Here is a 19292-nt window from a genome sequence, read left to right on the forward strand (position 1 = left end):
CTGTGACGGTTCTACCCGACCTCCCTAAGAGCCGATGACCCAGGACACCGCGCACGCCTCCCTCACCGGTGGCAACCTGCCCCTCGAACCGAACGGCTTCGTGGGGCGTGAGACCGACGTGGAAGAACTCGTCGACCTGCTGGGCGTCGCCCGGGTGGTGACGCTCTGCGGGACGGGCGGCATCGGCAAGAGCAGGCTGGCGATCCGGGTGGCCTCCCAGGTGGCGGCGGAGTTCCCCGGGGGCGTCTGGCTGGTCGAGCTGGCCGACGCGGTGCCCGGCGACCAGATCGAGACCAGGGTGGCCGCCGTGCTCGGGGTCAAGGCCGAGCCGTCCCGCGCGCTGGCCGAGACCCTGATCGACGCGCTCGGCGACCGGCGGCTGCTGCTGGTCATGGACAACTGCGAATCGCTCATCGAGGAGTCCGCCAGGTTCTGCCGCGCGGTCCTGACCGTCTGCCCCGAGGTGCGCGTGCTCACGACCAGCCGGGAGCCGCTGCGGGTGGCCGGGGAGACCGTGTGGCGCGTGCCGCCGCTCAGCCTGCCCCGGGGCGGCGGCCACGACCCGGCCGACAGCGAGGCGGTGCGGCTCTTCGTCGACCGCGCCGCCGCGGCCTCCCGCGAGTTCGCCGTCACCGAGCAGAACGAGGCCGACATCGCCGGGCTCTGCGAGGCGCTCGACGGGATGCCGCTGGCCATCGAGCTCGCCGCCGCCCTGTGCCGGGTGCTGACCGTGGGGCAGATCAACGCCCGGATCAGGGACCGGTTCCGGCTGCTGTCGGCGGGCGACCGGACGGCCCCGGCCAGGCAGCAGACGCTCAGGGCGACCGTCGACTGGAGTTACCAGCAGCTGGACGAGCCCGAACGGATCCTGCTCAGGCGGCTGGCGGTCTTCACCGGCGGGTGGACGCTCGACATGGCCGAGCGGGTCTGCGCGCGCGACGCCCTGCGCGCCGAGGACGTGCTGAGGGTGCTCTGCGTCCTGGTCGACAAGTCACTGGTGCTGGCCGAGACGGCGGTCGCGGGCGAGACGCGCTACCGCATGCTGGAGACGATCCGCGAGTACGCGGCCGAGCAGCTGGCCGCCTCCGGGGAGGAGTCCGGCTTCCGCAGGCTGCACCGCGACCACATGATCGAGGTCGCCGCCCGGATGCACCGCACGATCGTCCGGCGGCCCCGCCCCACCTGGGCGGAGATCTGCCCGATGCTGGTCATGATGGACGAGCTCCAGGCCAACGTGTGGGCGGCGGTGCGCTGGTCGGCCGAGGCCGACGACGACCCGGAGAGCGCGCTGCGCCTGCTCGTCCTGCTGCGCTGGCCGCTCATCGCCGGGGGCAGGTTCACCCCGGCCGACAAGTGGCTCGACCGCCTGCTGGAGGCCGCCCCCGAGGAGCTGTCGCCCCAGGTGCGCGGCGACGCCCTCGCGCTGCGCGGGCAGGTGGCCTTCGGGCAGGGCGACCCCGACGCGGCCCAGGTCGCCTGCACCGCCGCGGTCGGGCTGTGCCGGCAGGCGGGCCTGCACGGGCCGCTCGGCGGCGCGCTGGCCGTGCTGGCCTGGGTGGCCATCTACCAGCGCCGTCCCGACCGGGCCAGGGCCCTGCTGGACGAGGCGCTGGAGGCCGTGCGCGCGGTCGACGACCCCTGGCACGAGACGGTCGTCCGGTCGATGGAGGGCACGCTCGCCCTCTCCGAGGGCAGGGCGAAGGAGTCGCAGCGCTCCTTCGAGGCCGCGCTGGCGATCGCGCACGAGCTCGACAACCACTGGGCCGCGCCGGTCGCGCTGATCGGCCTGGCCCAGGTCGCCTGGCTCCGCGGCGACCTGGCCGAGGCCCGCGCCCGCTACGAGCGCGCCCTCGACATGCTCCAGGACATCACCGCCCACTGGCAGGTCGTCACGTGCCTGTCCGGACTGGGCCGCATCGCCCTCGCCCAGGGAGACCTCGCCACCGCGCGGGTCAGGCTGATCGAGAGCCTGCGGCTGTGCATCGGGACCGGCCAGCGGCTCGGCGTGGCCCGCCGGATCGAGACGCTCGCCCAGCTCGCCCTCGCCGAGGAGGACGACCGCCGCGCGGTGCGCCTGGCCGGGGCCTCCGCCGCGATCAGGAGCGCGATGAGCGGCGCCGTGCTCCCGCCCGGGTTCGGGGCGCGGATGGAGGAGCTGCTCCAGCCCGCCCGGATGCGCCTCGGCGAGAGCCAGGTCGCCCGGCTGTGGGCGCAGGGCCAGGAGATGTCCCAGGAGCAGGCGGTCCGCTACGCGCTGCAGGTCGAGGAGCCGCACGAGACGCCCCCGCTGCTCGGCGCCTCCCCGGCGGTCACCCCGCTGACCACGCTCACCTGCCGGGAGTGGGAGATCGCCGAGCTCGTCGCCAGGGGCCTGAGCAACAAGGCCATCGCCGACGACCTGGTGATCAGTCCCGCCACCGCCGCCCGGCACGTCGCCAACATCCTGGCCAAGCTCGGCTTCTCCTCCCGGACGCAGGTCGCCACCTGGGTGGTCGAGCAGAACCGTTCCTAGCCCGCGGGCTACACATGTGCGGCGCGGAAGATACATCCCGGGATACGCACTCCGGAGCATGTGGCGGACCCGTGGCGCGCCGTACGTTTTCCTGGTGTTCGACCGATGACGTCCAGCCTTCCGCACCGCGCCGGCCGAAACCCCGGTACGGGACGGAGGTCCACACCATCCCGGACGTCTCGGTCGGGCACGTCGCGGACGTCGCGTGCCCTTGTCGACGGCCGGGGTCTCCTCGGAGGGGTGGGGACCAGGTCATGGGGCATGTGACAGCGGGCTCGGGTCGCGCAGGGCCCGGGCCCGCCCGGCGTTCCCGCCCACGGTCACGACGCCGCCCGGGACGCGCCGGGGGACCCGCGGGCCGGACGTCCCGCGGCCGGGTGGACGGGCGGGCGCGGAGGGGCCGGATACACAGCCATCTACATACATCTGCCGATGCCCGCGCGGACGGCCCGCCCCTAGCGTCGGCGGAATGAGACCGACCTCTCCGTCCACCAGCTGCACCCTCACCGAGGCGGTGTTCGGCTACGCGCACGGGCGAGGCGATCGGCCCGCGCTGATCGACCTCGACGCCGGCCTGGTGTACGGCCACCGCCGCCTGGCCGCGGAGGTGACGCGGGGAGCCTCGGGTCTGGTGCGGCGGGGGGCCAGGCGGCGTCAGGTCGCCGGCATCCACGTGGACAGCGCGGTGGCCCAGACGCTGGCGGTGCACACGGTCATCGCGGCCGGTGGGGTGGCGGCGCCCATCACCTCGGGGTGCGAGGAGATGGCCGACCTGCTGGCCGAGTGGGACGCGCGGCTGCTCATCACCACCCCGCGGCTGGCGGGCGCGTCGCTGCGCGCGGTGGAGGACTCCCGGGTGCGGCAGGTGATCGCGTTCGGCCAGGCCCGCGACACCGTCGACTTCGCCGACCTGCTGCTGCTCGAACCGGTCCCGCTGCCCTTCCTCGACCCGGTGGTGCAGCCCGCGCTGCTGGTCGAGGACGGGGGCGTGCTGACCCACCAGGATCTGATCACCCGGATGAACGCGCTCGACCGGGGAGCCGACCTCGGCAAGTCCGACGTGCTGCTGATCACCTGGCCCCTGCGGTGCAGCATGGCCCTGACGATCCTGATCGGGCTGGCGCTGATGCGCGGCGCGCTGGTCGTGGTGGCCCCGGGGCTGATGTCCCGGGAGCTGTCGGCGACCATCCAGGACTTCGGCGTCACCGTCGTGGCGCTCCCCGACGGGGCCGTCCAGCGCGTCTGAGGCGGGCCGCGCCCCGCCGTCCGGCGCCGTCCGGCGGGTCAGGGACGGGGCGCGCGGCACCGGGCACGTCACGCGCGGGGCCACCGGGCACTGGCGCCGCGTACCGGCGCACAGGAACGCGTACCGGCGCGCGGGGGCGCTCGCCGTCACCCGCGGACACCGGTGATTCTCACATGTCGGGATGCGGAGCTGTTATCCCCGCAATCTTGACGGCGCTCGGTGCGGAGTGGCTTGATTGCACGTGTCGACGACGCTGACAACGTTGTCATGTTCTCGGGGGAACACCTGTGCAACCTCGACCCCGAAGGGACGGAGAGCTGTGCGACGACAGTTGATGGCGGCCGTCGCGGCCACCATGGCGGGCCTGCTCGCCCTGACCGCCTGTGGTGGTGACGGCGGCGGTGCCCCGCAGAGCCCGCAGGCCGACGCGAAGAAGAAGGTCGAGGTCTTCTCCTGGTGGACCGGCCCCGGCGAGGCCGACGGGCTGAAGGCCATGAGGGAGATCTTCCAGAAGCAGAACGCCGGGCTGGAGTTCTTCGACGCGGCCGTGGCGGGCGGCTCCGGGGACAAGGCGCGGGCCCTGCTGACCACCAAGCTGCAGGCCCAGACCCCGCCCGACACCTTCCAGGGTCACGCGGGCGCCGAGCTGCAGGGATACATCAAGGCCGGTCAGCTCGAACCGCTGAACTTCCTCTACGACGAGCTCAAGCTCAAGGAGGCGTTCCCGCAGCAGCTCGTCGACCAGATCAGCGTCCAGGGCCAGATCTACTCGGTCCCGGTCAACGTCCACCGCTCCAACGTGATGTGGTTCAACCCCGTCGTCCTGAAGGAGGCGGGCGTCGCCGAGGTGCCGAAGACGATCCCGGACTTCGTCGCGGCGCTGGAGAAGGTCAAGCAGAAGGGCAAGATCCCGCTCTCGATCGGCTCGGAGTGGACCATGGTCCACCTGCTGGAGAGCGTGCTGCTCGGCTCGCTGGGCACCGACGCGTACAACAGGCTGTGGACCGCGGGCTCGGACTGGTCCGGCCCGGCGATGACCAAGGCGCTGAACGACTTCAAGACGATCCTGTCCTACGCCGGTGACCCGGCCGACGACTGGCAGCCCGCGGCCAAGCAGGTCGCCGACGGCGAGGCCGCCTTCAACATCATGGGCGACTGGGCGTACGGCTACTTCCACAACCCGCCGGACGGCGGCCTGGGCAAGACGTCCAAGACCGACTTCGACTGGGCGCCCTCGCCCGGCACCGCGGGCACGTTCATGTGGCTGTCGGACAGCTTCACCCTGCCCAAGGGCGCGCCCAACCGCGACGGCGCCGTGGCCTGGCTGAAGGTGGCCGCCAGCAAGGAGGGCCAGGACGCCTTCAACCCCAAGAAGGGCTCCATCCCGGCCCGCAAGGACGCCGACACCGCCCTCTACACCGACTACCTCGCGGACGCGCTCAAGGACTGGGGTTCCGACGAGCTCGCCGGTTCCATCCAGCACGGCGTGGTCGTGAACGACGCCTGGCGCGTCTCGATCAACGAGGCGGTCGGCGTGTTCCACGGCGACAAGGACATGGCCGCGTTCCAGACGGCGCTGGCCGAGGCCGCCAAGAACTCCGGACAGTGATCTTTCGGTACGGCCCGCGGTGACGCGGGCCGTACCTCGCGGAAGGGGTGCCGGTGACACCGATGACGCGGCCGACGCCGACGACGCCGACGACACCGACGGCGCCGAGAGCACCGGCGACACGGACGACACGCGTGGGGACGATGTCGCGGATGCGCAGGTGGCTTCCGGGCCTGCTGCTGGTCACGCCGTCGATCGTCGCGATCGCGGTCTTCGTGTACGGCATGCTCGGCTGGAACTTCCGGCTGGCCATGACCGACAAGCACGACGAGGTGTCCGAGGGAAACTTCGTCGGCCTGGAGAACTTCGTCACGCTCTGGGACCAGAAGCGCTGGGGCATCTCGGTCGAGCACGCCATCGTCTTCACGGTGGTCTTCGTGTTCGGGGCGCTGGTGCTCGGCTGGCTGCTGGCGTTCCTGATGGAGAAGGGGATCAGGGGTGAGGGGACCTTCCGGGCGGTCTACCTGTTCCCCATGGCGGTCTCCTTCGTCGCGACCGGGGTCGTCTGGCGCTGGCTGATGAACTCCTCCCAGGGCGAGCGGGCGGTCGGGCTGAACCGGTTGTTCGACACCCTGGGCCTGGAGTTCCTGCAGTGGCAGTGGTTCCGGGACCCGGACTGGGGGATGGCGGCCATGGCCATCCCTGCGATCTGGCAGATGTCCGGATATGTCATGGCATTGTTCTTGGCGGGGTTCCGCGGGGTCCCCGAGGACCTGAGGGAGGCTGCCCGGGTCGACGGCTGTGGCGAGTGGCAGGTCTACCGGCACATCGTGCTGCCGCTGCTCCGCCCGGTCACCCTGTCCGCGCTGATCATCCTGGGGCACATCTCGCTCAAGGTCTTCGACCTGATCGTCGCGGTCTCCGGCAAGCAGATCATCACCGACGTGCCCGCCGTGTTCATGTGGGTCGCGGTCTTCGACTCCCACGACCCGGCCAAGGGCGCCACCATCGCGTCCTACATCGTGCTCGCGGTCAGCGTCTTCGTCATCCCGTACCTGGTCTGGACGCTCCGCAAGGAGAGGCGCTCGTGACCCTCCCGCCGGCACCGAGAACGGTCCCCCACCCCGGAGGCACCCGATGACGACCACCGTGACCGGTCCCGGTGTCGCCCCCGCGCGGGGCGGCGGCGCGGGCGACCCCGGTGACCGGGCCAGGCGGCGGGCACGGCTGTCGCGCGGCGTCAGGCTGGTGCTGCTGGTCGCCTTCCTGCTCGTCTTCCTGATCCCGATCTACGTGCTGCTGGTCACCAGCTTCAAGCCGCTGACCGAGGCCGACCCGGGCCGGGCATGGGCACTGCCCGAGGTGTGGACGGCCGAGCCGTGGCGGGTGGCCTGGGAGAAGCTCGCCCCCGGCATCTGGAACAGCGTGCTGCTCGCGGTCCCCGGCTCGCTGATCTCGGCGATCCTGGGCTCCATGAACGGCTACGTGCTGTCGAAGTGGCGCTTCCCCGGCTCCGACGTGCTGTTCACCCTGTTCCTGTTCGGCATGTTCATCCCGTACCAGGGCGTCATGATCCCGCTGGTCCAGCTCCTGGTGAAGCTGAACGAGGTCACGCTGGCGGTCACCGGGGTGCCGGGGGTCTTCTACGGCGCGATCCCCGGCCTGCTGCTGGCCCACGTGGTCTACGGCATCCCGATCTGCACGCTGATCTTCCGCAACTACTACGTCACCATCCCGGACGAGCTGATCGAGGCGTCCCGGGTGGACGGGGCGGGAATGCTGCGGACCTACTGGTCGGTCGTGCTGCCGGTCTCCGGCCCGGCCTTCGCGGTCGTGATCATCTGGCAGTTCACCTCGATGTGGAACGACTTCCTGTTCGCCGTCTTCCTCACCGGCCCGCAGAGCTGGCCCACCACGGTCATGCTCAACAACATCGCCGGTGCCCAGACCGTCCCCTACAGCCAGCAGATGGCCGCAGCCCTGCTCGCCTCCATCCCCACAATGATCATCTACATCCTCCTCGGCCGCTTCTTCATGCGCGGCCTCATGGCCGGAGCCCTCAAGGGCTGAACCCGCGCGGCCGCCCCGGACGGGTGATCATGTCGCCTGGCCGGGGTTGACCAGCGCGTCGCCCAGTGCGGTGCGGTGGTACAGGACGCGGCGGCCGGTGCGGCTGCCGGTGACCAGGCCCGCCCGGCGCAGGGCGGCGATGTGGCCGCCCACGGTTCCCAGGCTCAGCCCCAGCAGGGCGACGAGCGCCGTGGTCGTCGCGGGGGCGGCCAGTTCGAGCAGCACCCGGGTCCTGGTGCCGCCGATCAGCCCGACCAGGCCGTCCGGCGCCTCGGGCGGGATGCCGGTGCCCCGGGCCGGATAGCTGATCGCGTACGGCCAGTGGGTCTCCAGGTAGGAGCCCACCCCGACGGGGATCACGCTCGGGATGAAGAGCAGGCCGCGCCCGTCGAGCCGGTAGCTCTCGTCCGCGCTCTCGGAGAGCACCTCGATGACACCGTCGGGATGCCACCGGACCCGGGGGCTGAGGTCGTCGAGCGCGGCGGCCCAGCCGTAGGTCGCCAGGCGGCCGGACCGCTGGATCACGTCCCGCTCCATGATGGCGTGGAAGCGCGGCCAGGCCGGGGCGACGATCTCGTCCCAGGTCGCCTGGAGCGCGTCGGCGAACAGCCGCACCACGCCGGGGGAGAACAGCAGGTCCACGACGTGCCGCGGAGGGCGCGGCATCCCCTCCAGGTTCCTGGCGATCTCGGCGTGCGCCCGCGCCACCGGGGTGGCGCGCACCACCGCGATCTCCGCCTCGAAGGGGGTGTTCACCCCGGTCGGCGGCGGTGCGGGGAAGTCGGCGTTGTACGCCCTCTCGCGGAACAACGCCACCATGAGGGCCAGCCCCGGCTGCGTGACCAGCAGTCTCTCGTACGGCTCCCGCACCCGGTCCACCCAGGCCCGCCACGGCCCGACCTCCCGCCTGCCGGACAGGATCCAGAGCGCGTGCTTGGTCACGATGAGCGGGGAGATGGCGAACCTGCTGGCCATGATGTCCTGCGGGGTGACCTCGATGCGGAAGACCATGGTTGACCTTTCGGATATATCCGAAAGATTAGCCAGCCGGGTGAGGGCCTTCCACCATCGTGTCCATGACGGTGGAAGAACGTGACACGCAGGCGGTGGACGAACGCGGCGCGACCTACACGGAGGTCTTCGCGAGCCGGGAGTTCCGCATCCTCTTCGGCGGCTTCACCCTGCTGGTCGCGGGAGACCAGATCAAGATGCTGGCCCTGTCGGCGCTGGTCTACGCGCGGACCGGCTCGCCGGGGCTGTCGGCGGCGACGTACATGCTGGGGTTCCTGCCCTACATCGTCGGCGGGACGTTCCTGCTCTCGCTGGCCGACCGGATCCGGCCACGCGTCCTGATGGTCGCCGGTGAGTGGGTCAGGGCCGTGACCTGCCTGCTGCTCGCCTTCACCGGGATGCCCGTCTGGGCGATGCTGGCCCTGGTCCTGGTCACCGGCCTGTTCTCCCCGGTCTTCGGGGCGGCGCGGACGGCCCTGCTGCCGGACCTGCTGCCCGGTGACGCGTTCGTGCTGGGCAGGTCCGTGCTGAACGTGACGGCCGCCGGAGCCCAGATCGGCGGCCTGGCCGTGGGCGGCGCCGTCCTCGCCGTCACCGGACCCGCCGGGGCACTGGCCGTCACCGCCGCGCTGTCCGTCGTGGCCGCCGTGGTGCTGCGCTACGGCATGCCCGACTTCCCCGCCCGGAACGCCGGTCCCGCCGGTCCCGCGGGAAGGCGTACGCGCGAGGACGCCCCGCCCGCCGGGGAGACCGAGGGCGGTGACCCGTCCGGGGGAGAGGCGGGCGGCGACGGGCGCGTGCAGGCGCGCCCGGAAGGTCATCGGCGCGCGGGGACGCCCGCGGGCGGCGGCGAGCAGGTGGGCGCGTCCGCGAGGGGCGGCGCCGTGCGGGAGACGCTGCGGGTCAACCGGCTCCTGCTGGCGGACGCGCGGGTGCGCGGCCTGCTCCTCGCGCAGTGGCTGCCGGTCTCGATCGTGGCCGGTGCCGAGGCGATGCTGATCCCCTACCTGGGGAACGAGGCCGGGTTCGCGCTCGCCGCCGCCTCGGTGGGCATGGCGCTCGGGAGTCTCGCCGCAGGCCGGCTGGTCTCGCCCGCGGGCAGGGAGCGGCTGGCGTTCCCCCTCGCGGTGGTGACGGGCCTTCCCCTCCTGGTGTTCGCCCTCCGGCCGGGTCTGGTGGGGGCCGCCCTGCTCGTGCTGCTCGCCACGGCGGCGCTGTCCGCCTTCGAGCTGGGGCTGCAGCGGTGGTTCGTGGAGGCGGTACCGGAGACGATCAGGGGGCAGTCCTTCGGCCTGGCGTCGGCGGGGATGATGACCGGCCAGGCCCTGGGCGCCGCCCTGGTCGGCGTGGCCGCCGAGCTGACCTCTCCGCCGATGGCCGTCGTCATCGCGGGGGCGGCTACCTGCGCCTGCTCGCTCGCCCTGCACCGGTCGCTCAGGGGCGGCGGGCGACGGCCCGCGTGACACCGCCCCGCCCGGAGACGGGGCACGGGGCCACGGGACACGGGCCTGTGACCGCCCGATCCCGCGAGCACGCTCCCGCGGTGCGGGGCTCCCGGAGGGGCACCGCCCGGAGACCGCGTAGTCTTCCCTGACCCGGCGGCCGGGCCCGTCCGAGGAAATCTCCCGGGCGCTGTCGATGCGGCCGGGTCCCGTTCGTCGTCATGGTGTGCGGCGGCCCGCCGCGCGAGAGGATCCGGAGGAACCGGCCATGAAGTACATGCTGCTGATCAACAGTGGTGCGACCGACGCGGACGGCGGGGCCGCGGAGTGCACCGTCGAGGACTGGACGGCCTACGACAAGGCCGTCCAGGACGCGGGGATCTACGTCTCGGGGGAGTCACTGGCGGACCTGGTCACCGCCACGACGGTCCGGGTCGGGGCCGACGGCGAGCGAACCGTCACCGACGGGCCGTTCGCCGAGACCCGCGAGGTGCTCGGCGGCTTCTACGTCATCGACGTGCCGGACCTCGACGCCGCGCTCGACTGGGCGGCCCGCTGTCCCGGCGCGGGCGGCAGCGGATCGGTCGTGGTACGGCCGGTCGCCGACTTCGGGGCCTGACGAGGTGACGGGGATGACGGAACGGACGACCGGCACCGGTACGGACAGGGCCGTGGAGTCGGTGTTCCGCGAGGAACACGGCCGGCTGCTCGCCTCCCTCGTCCACCGTTTCGGGGACCTCGACCTGGCGGAGGAGGTCGCCGCCGAGGCGATCGAGGCCGCGCTGGTGCACTGGCCGGAGCGGGGCGTCCCGGACAGGCCCGGCGCCTGGCTGCTGACCACGGCCCGGCGCAAGGCCGTCGACCGGCTGCGGCGGGACCAGGCGTACGCCGCCCGGCTCGCCGTCCTGCAGGTGGAGGCCGACCGGACGCCCCCGGCCCCGCCCGCGGGCGAGGACGCCGACCTCCCGGACGAGCGGCTGCAGCTGTTCTTCACCTGCGCCCACCCCGCGCTACCGGCCGAGGTCCGCGGCGCGCTGACGCTGCGCTGCCTGGCGGGACTGACCACACCCCAGGTCGCGCGGGCCTTCCTCGTCCCCCCGGCGACGATGGCGCAGCGGATCGTACGGGCGAAGAAGAAGATCCGCGAGGCCCGGATCCCCTTCAGGGTGCCGGGCGCCGACGAGCTGCCCGCCCGCCTGCCCGGTGTGCTCCAGGTCCTCTACTCGATCTTCACGGAAGGGTACGCGGCCAGCGCCGGTCCCCGGTTGCAGCGGCTCGACCTGGCCGAGGAGGCCCTCCGGCTGGCGCGGATCCTGCGCCGGCTGCTGCCCGCCGAGCGGGAGGTCGCCGGACTGCTCGGGCTCATGCTGCTGGTCCACGCGCGGCGCGACGCCCGCACCGGCCCGGACGGCGGGCTCGTGCTGCTCGAGGACCAGGACCGCGGCCGCTGGGACCGGACGATGATCGAAGAGGGGCTGGCCCTGGTGCCCGTCGCGCTGAGGGGCGGCCCGCCCGGCCCGTACGGCGTGCAGGCCGCGATCGCCGCCCTGCACGACGAGGCGGCGGACCTGCGGACCACGGACTGGCCGCAGATCGTGGCGCTCTACGGGGTGCTGCTCGCCCTCGCGCCGTCCCCGGTCGTCGCCCTGAACCACGCCGCGGCGGTCGCGATGCGCGACGGCCCGGAGGCCGGTCTGGCACTGCTGGAGAACCTGGCCGGCGAGGAGCGGTTGCGCGGTCACCACCCCTACCCGATGGCACGGGCGGACCTGCTGCAACGGCTCGGCCGCCTTCCCGAGGCCGCCGCGGCCTACCGGGAGGCGCTCGCCCTGGCCGGTACCGAACCCGAACGCGCCCACCTGCGGCGCAGGCTGAGCGCGGTCGAACCGACCGGCCCGGACACCGGGACCGGCGCGTGACGGCACGCGTCGCGCCGCCCGGCCTCCGTACCCGTACCCGTACCCGTACCCGTACCCGTACCCGTACCCGAACGAGGAGAACGACAGACATGGACCGCGACCAGGTTCTCGCATGGGTGAAGGCCGAACGGCTCAGCTTCGCCGACCTTCTCGACGACCTCGACGAGCACGAATGGGCGGTTCCCTCCCTGTGCGCCGGCTGGACGGTGCGTGAGGTGGCCGCGCACCTGACGCTGTCCACCCGCGCCACCCTCCTCGGGACGATCAGGAGCGCGATCCGGGCACGCGGCGACTTCGACCGCATGGAGGACACCAAGGCACGGGAGAGGGCACTCGCCTTCGAGCCCGCGGAGCTCATCGCGCAGATCCGCGAGACGGCCGGCTCGGCTCGCCGCGCCCCTCTGTCCAGTCCGGTGGACCCGCTCGTCGACGCGCTGGTCCACGGGCAGGACATCGCGCGCCCCCTCGGACGCGCGCGGGATATGCCCCTCCGTCCCGCGGTCACGGCGATCGAGCACGTCATGGCCAGCATGTTCTACGGTGCCCGCAAGCGCCTCGCCGGCACGAGGCTGGTGGCCACCGACCTGGAGTGGTCTGCGGGCGAGGGGCCCGACGAGGTACGGGGGAAGGTGTGCGACCTGCTCCTCCTGGCGACCGGCCGCCCGGCCGGGCTCGCCGGGGTCTCGGGGCCGGGGGCCGAGCGGATCGCGGCGGCACTGTAGGCCCGTACCGCGAGGGCGGCCTCGTACCCGCGCGTGCGGTCCCGCGCTCGCGTGGGACATCGGGCCGGTCCGGCCGGATCCCGGCGGTCAGATCTCGACGCTCTCGCCGGGAACCAGCCGCCGGACGTCGGCGCCCAGGCGTTCGGCCTCGGCGGCGAGCACACTCTCCAGCACCTGGACACCCCACTCGTTGATCAGCCCGTCATGGATCGCGTACGCGCGCCGGGGGGCGATCGCCCGCAGATAGGCGATCATGTCCGGCACGGTCATCCAGGGAGCCTGGCCGGGCAGCAGCAGCGTCGGCACCTCGATCGCGGTCAGCGCGTCACCGGGATGGAGGACCTCGCCGTCGAGGACGAACCCGATGTTGTCGACCGGTGGCACGTCGGGATGGCTGAAGTGGTGCTTGTCCCCCACGACCGACACCTCGAAGCCCGCGATCGACAGCACGTCCCCCTCCTGGGCCACGTGCACGCGGTCACCGAGCCACTCCAGGTGCCGGGCCACGCCGGGGCAGGTGTACACGACCAGGCCCGGATCGGCGGTGGCGGCCGCGCGCAGGCGATCGGGCTCGAAGTGGTCGAAGTGCTCGTGCGTGATGAGCACGGCCTCCACGCCGGTCAGGGCGTCGGCCTCCGGGGTCATCGCGCCGGGGTCGATGACCAGGGCCCGCCCGTCCTTCTCCAGCCGTACGCAGGCGTGTCCGAATTTGGTGATTTTCATGCGTCTCATACTGGTCGCCGCGGGGTGACCCCCCGGCCGGATCCGCCACGGGCGAACGTCCCCTGCCGGCCGGGAACGGCGGGTCAGGGGCGGTCGGGGCAGGTCCGGCCTCACCGGGACCGGTCAGGGCGAGCCCGGACTCCACCGGAGCCCGGGGCAGGGCCGGTCAGGGCAGGTCCGGAGTCACCGGGACCGGTCAGGGCGGGAGCTCTCCGGATCCGCGGGGGATGAGCCGGGTCGGCAGCTCGATTCGCTCGGGGGCGCCGCGGTCGCCGGACAGGCGGCGGAAGAGCAGCTCGGCGGAGGTCCTGCCGAGCCCGGCCGGATCCTGGGCCACCACGGTCACGCCGGGGACCAGCAGGTCGGCCAGCTCGAAGTCGTCGAAGCCCACCAGGGCCTGGCGGTGCCCGGCGCGCAGCACCGCCACGGTGATCCGGCCGTTGCCGGTGAAGACCGCCGTGGGCGGGTCGCCACCGGAGAGCATCCGGGTCAGGGCGGCACCCGCCTGCTCGGCGGGGCCGGTCGAGACCAGCGACTCCTCGAAGGGCAGGCCGGCCTCCTCAAGGGCACGGCGGTAGCCCCGCAGCCGTTCGCCCGAGGTGAAGATGGACGCCCTGTCGCCGACGAAGGCGACGCGCCGGTGGCCGTGCCGGATCAGGTGGCTCACCCCGGCGTACGCGCCCCCGGCGTTGTCGCACAGGACGGTGTCGCACGAGACGGCGCCACCCGAGGCGCCCGGGACGTCATGGATGGAGCCGGGGTCGGAGCCGGGGGCCGTGCCGTACGCGGTGCCGTACGGGGCCGTACCGGTGCCCGGCCCTCCCGGACGGTCGGCGAAGACCGCGGCGATGCCCGCGTCCAGCTCGGGACGGAGGTAGTCGTGGTCGGTCCCGGAGGGCACGATGATCAGGCCGTCCACCCGGCGGGAGCAGAAGGTGAGGATCAGCTCCCGCTCGCGCAGCGGATCCTCCCCGGAGGAGCCGCTCAGCACCAGCGAGCCGTGCCGCAGCGCCACCTCCTCGACCGCGCGGCCGAACACCGAGTAGAACGGGTCCGCCACGTCCTCGATCACCAGGCCGATGCTCGACGTGCTGCCCCGGCGCAGGACGCGGGCGCTCTCGTTGCGCCGGTAACCGAGCCGCTCGATGGCGGCGGAGACCCGTTCCGCGGTGGCCGGGGTGACCCCCGGTTCGTCGTTGACGACCCGGGAGACGGTCTTCAGCGCCACCCCGGCCGCCTCCGCGACGTCCTTCATGGTGGGACGTCCCCGCGCACTCTCTGTCACGTCTCGATCATCACCCAGGTTCGCCGTACCGACAACGTTGTCACCGGGTCGCCGGTCAGCGGTGCGAGGAGACGCCGCCACCGGCACCGGTGGCGTGCAGGTCGGCCTCCACCCGCGCGACGGTGGCCAGCAGCGGGGGCAGCAGGTGGCGGCGGGCCGAGTCGGTGGTCGTACGGCTGGCGTGCGAGGAGATGTTGATCGCGGCGGTCACCCGCCCCGACCGCTCCCTGACCGGCGCCGCGATCGAGCGCAGCCCCTCCTCCAGCTCCTGGTCGACCATGGCCCAGCCCTGGGCGCGGACCCGCTCCAGCTCCGCCCGGAGCGCGGCGGTCGAGGTGACCGTCCTGGCGGTGATCCTGCGCAGCTCGACGCGGTCGAGGTAGGCGTCGAGGTCGTCCGGGGACAGCCCGGCCAGCAGCACCCTGCCCATCGAGGTGCAGTACGCCGGGAAGCGGGTGCCGATGCTGATGGTCACCCGCATGATCCTGCTCGTCGCCACCCGGGCCACGTAGACGACGTCCTCGCCGTCGAGCACCGCCACCGACGCCGACTCGTGCACCTCGGCGACGAGCCGTTCCAGATGCGGTTCGGCCACCTCGGGCAGCGAGAGGCTGGACAGGTAGGCGTACCCGAGGTCCAGGACGCGGGGGGAGAGCGCGAACAGCCGCCCGTCGGTCCTGACGTAGCCGAGGTCGACGAGCGTCAGCAGGAAGCGCCGGGCCGCCGCCCTGGTCAGGCCGGTGGCACGGGCGACCTCGCTGAGCGTCAGCTCGGGGCTCGTGGCGCTGAACGCCTTGATCACGGAGAGACCGCGGGCCAGCGACTGCACGTGGTCGGAGCCGCGGTCAACCGGTTCGATCATTGCCGTCCTCCTCGTCCCGGCCGGACTCCAGCGCCGCCCGCGCGACCGCGAACGCCCTGTTGGCCGCGGGCACGCCCGCGTAGATCGCGGTCTGCAGCAGCACCTCCTTGATCTCCTCCTCGGTCAGGCCGATCCGCAGCGCCGCCCGTACGTGCATGCCCAGCTCGTGCTCGTGCCCGAGCGCGGCGAGCATGGCCAGCGTGACGCAGCTCCGGGTACGCCGGTCCAGGCCGGGACGGGTCCAGATCTCCCCCCACGCGTAGGTGGTGATGAACTCCTGGAAGTCCGCGGTGAACGGTGTGCTCTCCGCGACGGCGCGGTCCACGTGCTCGTCGCCCAGGACGGCCCGGCGCGTCGCGTCCCCGGCCTCCCACCGGTCCCGGCCGGTGCCGATGCCGATGTCCGTGCCCGCACCCGTGCCCGTGTTCGTGTCCGCACCCGTGCCCGTGGCGGCCCGTCTCGCGTTCATGGTCCTGCTCCCGTGCCGTTGTGGTGGGCGGCGAGCGCCCGGTCGACGAAGGTGGCGGCGGACCCCAGGGCGCCCGCCGGGTCGAGGGCCGCGTCGATCTCCTCGGCGCTCAGCGGGATGCCGGGGTCGGCGAGCAGCGCCTCGCGCAGTGACAGGCCCTCGTCCACGGCGAGCGCGCAGGCTGCGTCCACCGCCTCCCGGGCCCGCGGGGTGCCGCCGAGCCCGGCCACGACCCGCTCGGCCATGGGCAGCCCCCGAGTCAGGTCGAGGTTGGCGCGCATCCGGCCCGCGTCCACGGTCAGCCCCTCCAGCACCTCGCGGAGCCAGGCGGCGGCGCTGCCGGTGAGCCGGAGCAGCTCGCCCAGCGTCTCCCACTCGGCCTGCCAGGGACCGGCCGCGCGCTCGTGCTCGGCCACCATGCCGCCGAGGATCGAGGCGACCAGCCCCGGGATCCGCTGCACGCAGGCGAGCACCGACATCGAGCCCACCGGGTTGCGCTTGTGCGGCATCGCGCTGGAGGTGCCCCGTCCCGGCCCGGTGGGCTCCGCCACCTCCGCCACCTCGGTCTGGGCGAGCAGTTTCACATCGTTCGCGATCTTGGCGAGGGTCCCGGCGGAGACGCCGAGCGCGCAGGCCAGCCGGGCCACCGGACCCCGGTCGGTGTGCCAGGGAACGACCGTCTCGGCCAGCCCCAGCTCGGCCGCGAGCAGCGGCGGCACCTCGTGACCCCGGTCGCCCAGCACCGACAGGGTGCCGGCCGCGCCGCCGTACTGGACCGGCAGCGGCACCCGGGCCAGACCGGCCCGGGCGCCGTCCAGCGCGCTCAGCCAGAGCGCCGCCTTCAGCCCGAACGTGATCGGTACGGCGTGCTGCAGCACGGTCCGCCCGATCATGACGGTGCCGCGGTGCCCGGCGGCCAGGCGCGCGCACGCACCGGCGCAGGCGGACAGGTCCTCCAGGATCGGTGCCAGGGCACGGCGGGCGAGGAGCATCGCCGCGGTGTCGTTGACGTCCTGGCTGGTGGCGCCGTAGTGGACGAACCGCCGCAGGCCGGGATCGACCCGCTCGCGCAGGGCGGCGACCAGCGGGATGACCGGGTTGCCGGTCCACGCGGCCGCGCGCCCCAGCTCGGCCGGGTCGTAGAGCTCGGGACGGCAGACGGCGGCCAGTGCCGCGGGCACCTCGGCGGGGACCAGGCCGATCCGCGCCTGCGCGGCGGCCAGCGCGGCCTCGACGTCCAGCATGGCGGCCAGCCAGGCGGCGTCCGACACCTGCTCCGCGGCCCCGCCCCTGGCGGTCGTCCCGGAGAACAGCCCGCCCCCCGGGGACGCCGGAGGGGACGGGCCGTCGTTCGCCGGAGGACTCATGTCCACCTCCGCCTGCTCTGCGGCGCCGGTGTCTCCGGAGCCGGTCGTGTGCCTGCCGCCCGTGTACCCGATCGCCGCGTACCGGCCACGGCCACCGTCCCGGAGCCGGTCACGGCCGTCGTTCCGGAGCGGTCCGCGGCCGTCGCCGTGCGGCGGGCCGTGGCCGTGCGCGGCGTGCCGTGGCCGTTCAGGACCCGTTCCCCTCCAGGACCACGGCCAGTCCCTGGCCGATGCCGATGCAGATGGCCGCCAGCCCGTACCCGCCGCCCCTGCGGTGCAGCTCGTGGGCGAGGGTGCCCAGGATGCGCGCGCCCGAGGAGCCCAGCGGGTGACCGAGCGCGATCGCGCCGCCGTTGACGTTGACGATCTCCGGATCGAGGTCGGGCCACTCGGCCAGGCACGCCAGCGACTGGGAGGCGAACGCCTCGTTGAGCTCCACCACGCTCAGGTCGCCCCAGCCGATACCGGCCCGCTCGAGCGCCGTGCGGGCGGCCTCGACCGGGCCGATGCCGAACAGCTGCGGCTCCACGCCGACCACCGCGCGCGAGACGATCCTGGCCAGCGGGGTCCGTCCCGCCCGCGCCGCCCCGGCCTCGTCGCCCAGCAGCAGCGCGGTGGCGCCGTCGTTCAGCGGGGAGGAGTTGCCCGCGGTGACGGTGCCGCCCGCGCGGAAGACCGGCTTGAGCCGGGCGAGCGACTCCTCGGTCGAGTCGGCCCTGATCGACTCGTCGTGGTCGAGGACGTCGAGCGGGGCGAGCTCACCGGCGAAGACGCCACGCTCCCGGGCCGCGGCCGCGCGCCGGTGGCTGCGCAGCGCGAACCGGTCCTGGGCCTCGCGGCCGATGCCGTAGCGGTCGGCGAGGATCTCGGCGCCCTCGCCCAGCGCGACCGTCCACTCCTCGGGCATCCGGGGGTTGACCATGCGCCAGCCCAGGGACGTGTCGTGCAGGGTCGCCGGTCCCCGGTCGAAGGCGCGGGCCGGCTTGGGCATCACCCACGGCGCCCGGCTCATCGACTCCGAACCCCCGGCGACCACCAGGGACGCGTCGCCCACGGCCACCGCGCGGCAGGCGGCGACGGCCGCCTCCATGCCGGAGCCGCAGAGCCGGTTGAGGGTGGTGCCGGGCACGGTCACCGGCAGCCCGGCGAGCAGCACCGCCATCCGCGCGACGTCGCGGTTGTCCTCGCCCGCGCCGTTGGCCGCGCCGAAGAACACGTCCTCGATCGCGGCGGGGTCCAGGGCGGGGGAGCGGTCGGTGAGCGCCCGGACGACGTGCGCGGCCAGGTCGTCGGGGCGTACGCCGGACAGCGCGCCGCCGTGCCGGCCGATCGGGGTGCGGACCGCGTCGAGGATGTGGACGTCGTTCATGATCGGTCACTCCTGTCCGAGGGATGCCGTCCGGTGAGCGCGCGCAGGGCGTCGAGTTCCGCGGCGGACGGGGCCGCGGTCTCGCGCAGGCCCGGGGCGGCCTTGAGGTCCCAGCCGGTGGCGGCGCGGGCGTCCTCCAGGGTGACGCCGGGGTGCAGGTGGGTGAGGACCAGCTCGCAGGTGTCCGGGTCGGGCTCCAGGATGCCCAGGTCGGTGATGACCGTACGCGGGCCGCTGCCGCGCAGGCCCAGGCGCTCGCGGTCGCCCGGCCCCGAGCCGAAGCCCACCGAGGTGACGAAGTCCACCCGTTCGACGAACGCGCGCCGGCTCTGCCGCACGATCACCGTCACCTCGCGGCAGGACGCGGCGATCTCCGGGGCCCCGCCCGCGCCGGGAAGGCGGACCTTGGGGTCGTCGTACGGGCCGATCACGGTCGTGTTGATGTTGGCGAACCGGTCGATCTGGGCGGCGCCCAGGAAGCCGACGTCGATGCGGCCCGGCTGGAGCCAGTAGTTGAAGATCTCCGGCACGCTGACGACGGCGTCCGCGGTCTCGGCCAGCACGCCGTCCCCGATGGACAGCGGAGGCCGGTCCGGCTTGGCGCCGATGGTGCCGGACTCGTAGATCAGGACCAGGCCGGGGGCGTGCGTGCGGCGGGCGAGGTTGGCGGCGGTGCTGGGCAGGCCGATGCCGACGAAGCAGCACGCGCCGTCGTCCAGGCGCCGGGCCGCGGCCACGGTCATCAT

17 protein-coding genes are annotated in these 19292 nt (G+C 73.5%); 9 read left to right on the plus strand and 8 right to left on the minus strand.

Features of this window, described 5'->3' with window-relative positions; translation table 11 throughout:
* Window positions 1–34: 34 nt before the first annotated feature.
* The 5 genes from ACZ6RT_RS09645 (at window position 35) to ACZ6RT_RS09665 (ending at window position 7377) form a co-directional block, all read left to right on the plus strand.
* A complete protein-coding gene (locus ACZ6RT_RS09645) occupies window positions 35–2512 on the plus strand; it encodes a tetratricopeptide repeat protein (protein WP_470152815.1) in 2478 nt (825 codons plus the stop codon).
* Window positions 2513–2981: 469 nt separating this feature from the next.
* Window positions 2982–3758: an AMP-binding protein gene (locus tag ACZ6RT_RS09650; protein ID WP_399186318.1), complete on the plus strand. Its 777-nt coding sequence runs from the start codon at window positions 2982–2984 to the stop codon at window positions 3756–3758.
* A gap of 319 nt (window positions 3759–4077) precedes the next feature.
* A complete protein-coding gene (locus ACZ6RT_RS09655; protein WP_470152817.1) occupies window positions 4078–5367 on the plus strand; it encodes an ABC transporter substrate-binding protein in 1290 nt (429 codons plus the stop codon).
* A gap of 143 nt (window positions 5368–5510) precedes the next feature.
* Complete coding sequence (locus tag ACZ6RT_RS09660; RefSeq protein WP_399186663.1) at window positions 5511–6398, plus strand: carbohydrate ABC transporter permease; 888 nt, start codon at window positions 5511–5513, stop codon at window positions 6396–6398.
* Between the two features lie 46 nt (window positions 6399–6444).
* The gene (locus ACZ6RT_RS09665) at window positions 6445–7377 is read left to right on the plus strand and encodes a carbohydrate ABC transporter permease (RefSeq protein WP_399186316.1); all 933 of its coding nucleotides are present in this window, start codon (window positions 6445–6447) and stop codon (window positions 7375–7377) included.
* Window positions 7378–7404: 27 nt separating this feature from the next.
* On the opposite strand, the gene ACZ6RT_RS09670 is transcribed toward ACZ6RT_RS09665, so the two are convergent.
* Entirely contained in the window at window positions 7405–8388 is a 984-nt protein-coding gene (locus tag ACZ6RT_RS09670; protein ID WP_470152818.1) for an ArsR/SmtB family transcription factor, read from the minus strand.
* A gap of 65 nt (window positions 8389–8453) precedes the next feature.
* On the opposite strand from ACZ6RT_RS09670, the gene ACZ6RT_RS09675 reads away from it, so the two are divergent.
* The 4 genes from ACZ6RT_RS09675 (at window position 8454) to ACZ6RT_RS09690 (ending at window position 12471) form a co-directional block, all read left to right on the plus strand.
* Window positions 8454–9851, plus strand: a complete 1398-nt coding sequence (locus tag ACZ6RT_RS09675; RefSeq protein WP_470152819.1) for an MFS transporter — start codon at window positions 8454–8456, stop codon at window positions 9849–9851.
* Between the two features lie 247 nt (window positions 9852–10098).
* A complete protein-coding gene (locus ACZ6RT_RS09680) occupies window positions 10099–10449 on the plus strand; it encodes a YciI family protein (protein WP_470152821.1) in 351 nt (116 codons plus the stop codon).
* Window positions 10450–10462: 13 nt separating this feature from the next.
* The gene (locus tag ACZ6RT_RS09685) at window positions 10463–11749 is read left to right on the plus strand and encodes an RNA polymerase sigma factor (protein WP_470152823.1); all 1287 of its coding nucleotides are present in this window, start codon (window positions 10463–10465) and stop codon (window positions 11747–11749) included.
* 89 nt (window positions 11750–11838) lie between these two features.
* Window positions 11839–12471 (plus strand): maleylpyruvate isomerase family mycothiol-dependent enzyme, encoded by a 633-nt coding sequence (locus ACZ6RT_RS09690; protein ID WP_399186311.1) that lies wholly within the window; start codon window positions 11839–11841, stop codon window positions 12469–12471.
* Between the two features lie 87 nt (window positions 12472–12558).
* On the opposite strand, the gene ACZ6RT_RS09695 is transcribed toward ACZ6RT_RS09690, so the two are convergent.
* From ACZ6RT_RS09695 to ACZ6RT_RS09725, 7 genes are all read right to left on the minus strand, one after another.
* The gene (locus tag ACZ6RT_RS09695) at window positions 12559–13194 is read right to left on the minus strand and encodes an MBL fold metallo-hydrolase (RefSeq protein WP_399186310.1); all 636 of its coding nucleotides are present in this window, start codon (window positions 13192–13194) and stop codon (window positions 12559–12561) included.
* 196 nt (window positions 13195–13390) lie between these two features.
* Complete coding sequence (locus ACZ6RT_RS09700) at window positions 13391–14479, minus strand: LacI family DNA-binding transcriptional regulator (RefSeq protein ID WP_470152825.1); 1089 nt, start codon at window positions 14477–14479, stop codon at window positions 13391–13393.
* Between the two features lie 55 nt (window positions 14480–14534).
* Entirely contained in the window at window positions 14535–15341 is an 807-nt protein-coding gene (locus tag ACZ6RT_RS09705; RefSeq protein WP_470152827.1) for an IclR family transcriptional regulator domain-containing protein, read from the minus strand.
* Window positions 15325–15810 carry a 4-carboxymuconolactone decarboxylase gene (gene pcaC, locus ACZ6RT_RS09710; RefSeq protein ID WP_470152829.1) on the minus strand — a complete coding sequence of 162 codons (486 nt, stop codon included), beginning with the start codon at window positions 15808–15810 and terminating at the stop codon, window positions 15325–15327. The genes ACZ6RT_RS09705 and pcaC overlap by 17 nt, the downstream gene beginning before the upstream one ends.
* The gene (gene pcaB / locus ACZ6RT_RS09715) at window positions 15807–17177 is read right to left on the minus strand and encodes a 3-carboxy-cis,cis-muconate cycloisomerase (protein WP_470152831.1); all 1371 of its coding nucleotides are present in this window, start codon (window positions 17175–17177) and stop codon (window positions 15807–15809) included. The genes pcaC and pcaB overlap by 4 nt, the downstream gene beginning before the upstream one ends.
* A gap of 187 nt (window positions 17178–17364) precedes the next feature.
* A complete protein-coding gene (locus ACZ6RT_RS09720) occupies window positions 17365–18546 on the minus strand; it encodes a thiolase family protein (RefSeq protein ID WP_470152833.1) in 1182 nt (393 codons plus the stop codon).
* A complete protein-coding gene (locus ACZ6RT_RS09725; RefSeq protein ID WP_470153069.1) occupies window positions 18543–19292 on the minus strand; it encodes a CoA-transferase subunit beta in 750 nt (249 codons plus the stop codon). The genes ACZ6RT_RS09720 and ACZ6RT_RS09725 overlap by 4 nt, the downstream gene beginning before the upstream one ends.

This window comes from Streptosporangium sp. NPDC050148, from assembly GCF_055586505.1.

Bases quoted from the DNA above. Each gene is read 5' to 3' on its own strand.
- ACZ6RT_RS09675 (WP_470152819.1), top strand. From the start codon at position 8,454: ATGACGGTGGAAGAACGTGACACGCAGGCGGTGGACGAACGCGGCGCG.
- ACZ6RT_RS09725 (WP_470153069.1), bottom strand. From the start codon at position 19,292: ATGATGACCGTGGCCGCGGCCCGGCGCCTGGACGACGGCGCGTGCTGC.
- ACZ6RT_RS09645 (WP_470152815.1), top strand. From the start codon at position 35: ATGACCCAGGACACCGCGCACGCCTCCCTCACCGGTGGCAACCTGCCC.
- ACZ6RT_RS09660 (WP_399186663.1), top strand. From the start codon at position 5,511: ATGTCGCGGATGCGCAGGTGGCTTCCGGGCCTGCTGCTGGTCACGCCG.
- ACZ6RT_RS09670 (WP_470152818.1), bottom strand. From the start codon at position 8,388: ATGGTCTTCCGCATCGAGGTCACCCCGCAGGACATCATGGCCAGCAGG.
- ACZ6RT_RS09665 (WP_399186316.1), top strand. From the start codon at position 6,445: ATGACGACCACCGTGACCGGTCCCGGTGTCGCCCCCGCGCGGGGCGGC.
- ACZ6RT_RS09650 (WP_399186318.1), top strand. From the start codon at position 2,982: ATGAGACCGACCTCTCCGTCCACCAGCTGCACCCTCACCGAGGCGGTG.
- ACZ6RT_RS09685 (WP_470152823.1), top strand. From the start codon at position 10,463: ATGACGGAACGGACGACCGGCACCGGTACGGACAGGGCCGTGGAGTCG.
- ACZ6RT_RS09720 (WP_470152833.1), bottom strand. From the start codon at position 18,546: ATGAACGACGTCCACATCCTCGACGCGGTCCGCACCCCGATCGGCCGG.
- ACZ6RT_RS09680 (WP_470152821.1), top strand. From the start codon at position 10,099: ATGAAGTACATGCTGCTGATCAACAGTGGTGCGACCGACGCGGACGGC.
- ACZ6RT_RS09690 (WP_399186311.1), top strand. From the start codon at position 11,839: ATGGACCGCGACCAGGTTCTCGCATGGGTGAAGGCCGAACGGCTCAGC.
- ACZ6RT_RS09695 (WP_399186310.1), bottom strand. From the start codon at position 13,194: ATGAAAATCACCAAATTCGGACACGCCTGCGTACGGCTGGAGAAGGAC.
- pcaC (WP_470152829.1), bottom strand. From the start codon at position 15,810: ATGAACGCGAGACGGGCCGCCACGGGCACGGGTGCGGACACGAACACG.
- ACZ6RT_RS09705 (WP_470152827.1), bottom strand. From the start codon at position 15,341: ATGATCGAACCGGTTGACCGCGGCTCCGACCACGTGCAGTCGCTGGCC.
- pcaB (WP_470152831.1), bottom strand. From the start codon at position 17,177: ATGAGTCCTCCGGCGAACGACGGCCCGTCCCCTCCGGCGTCCCCGGGG.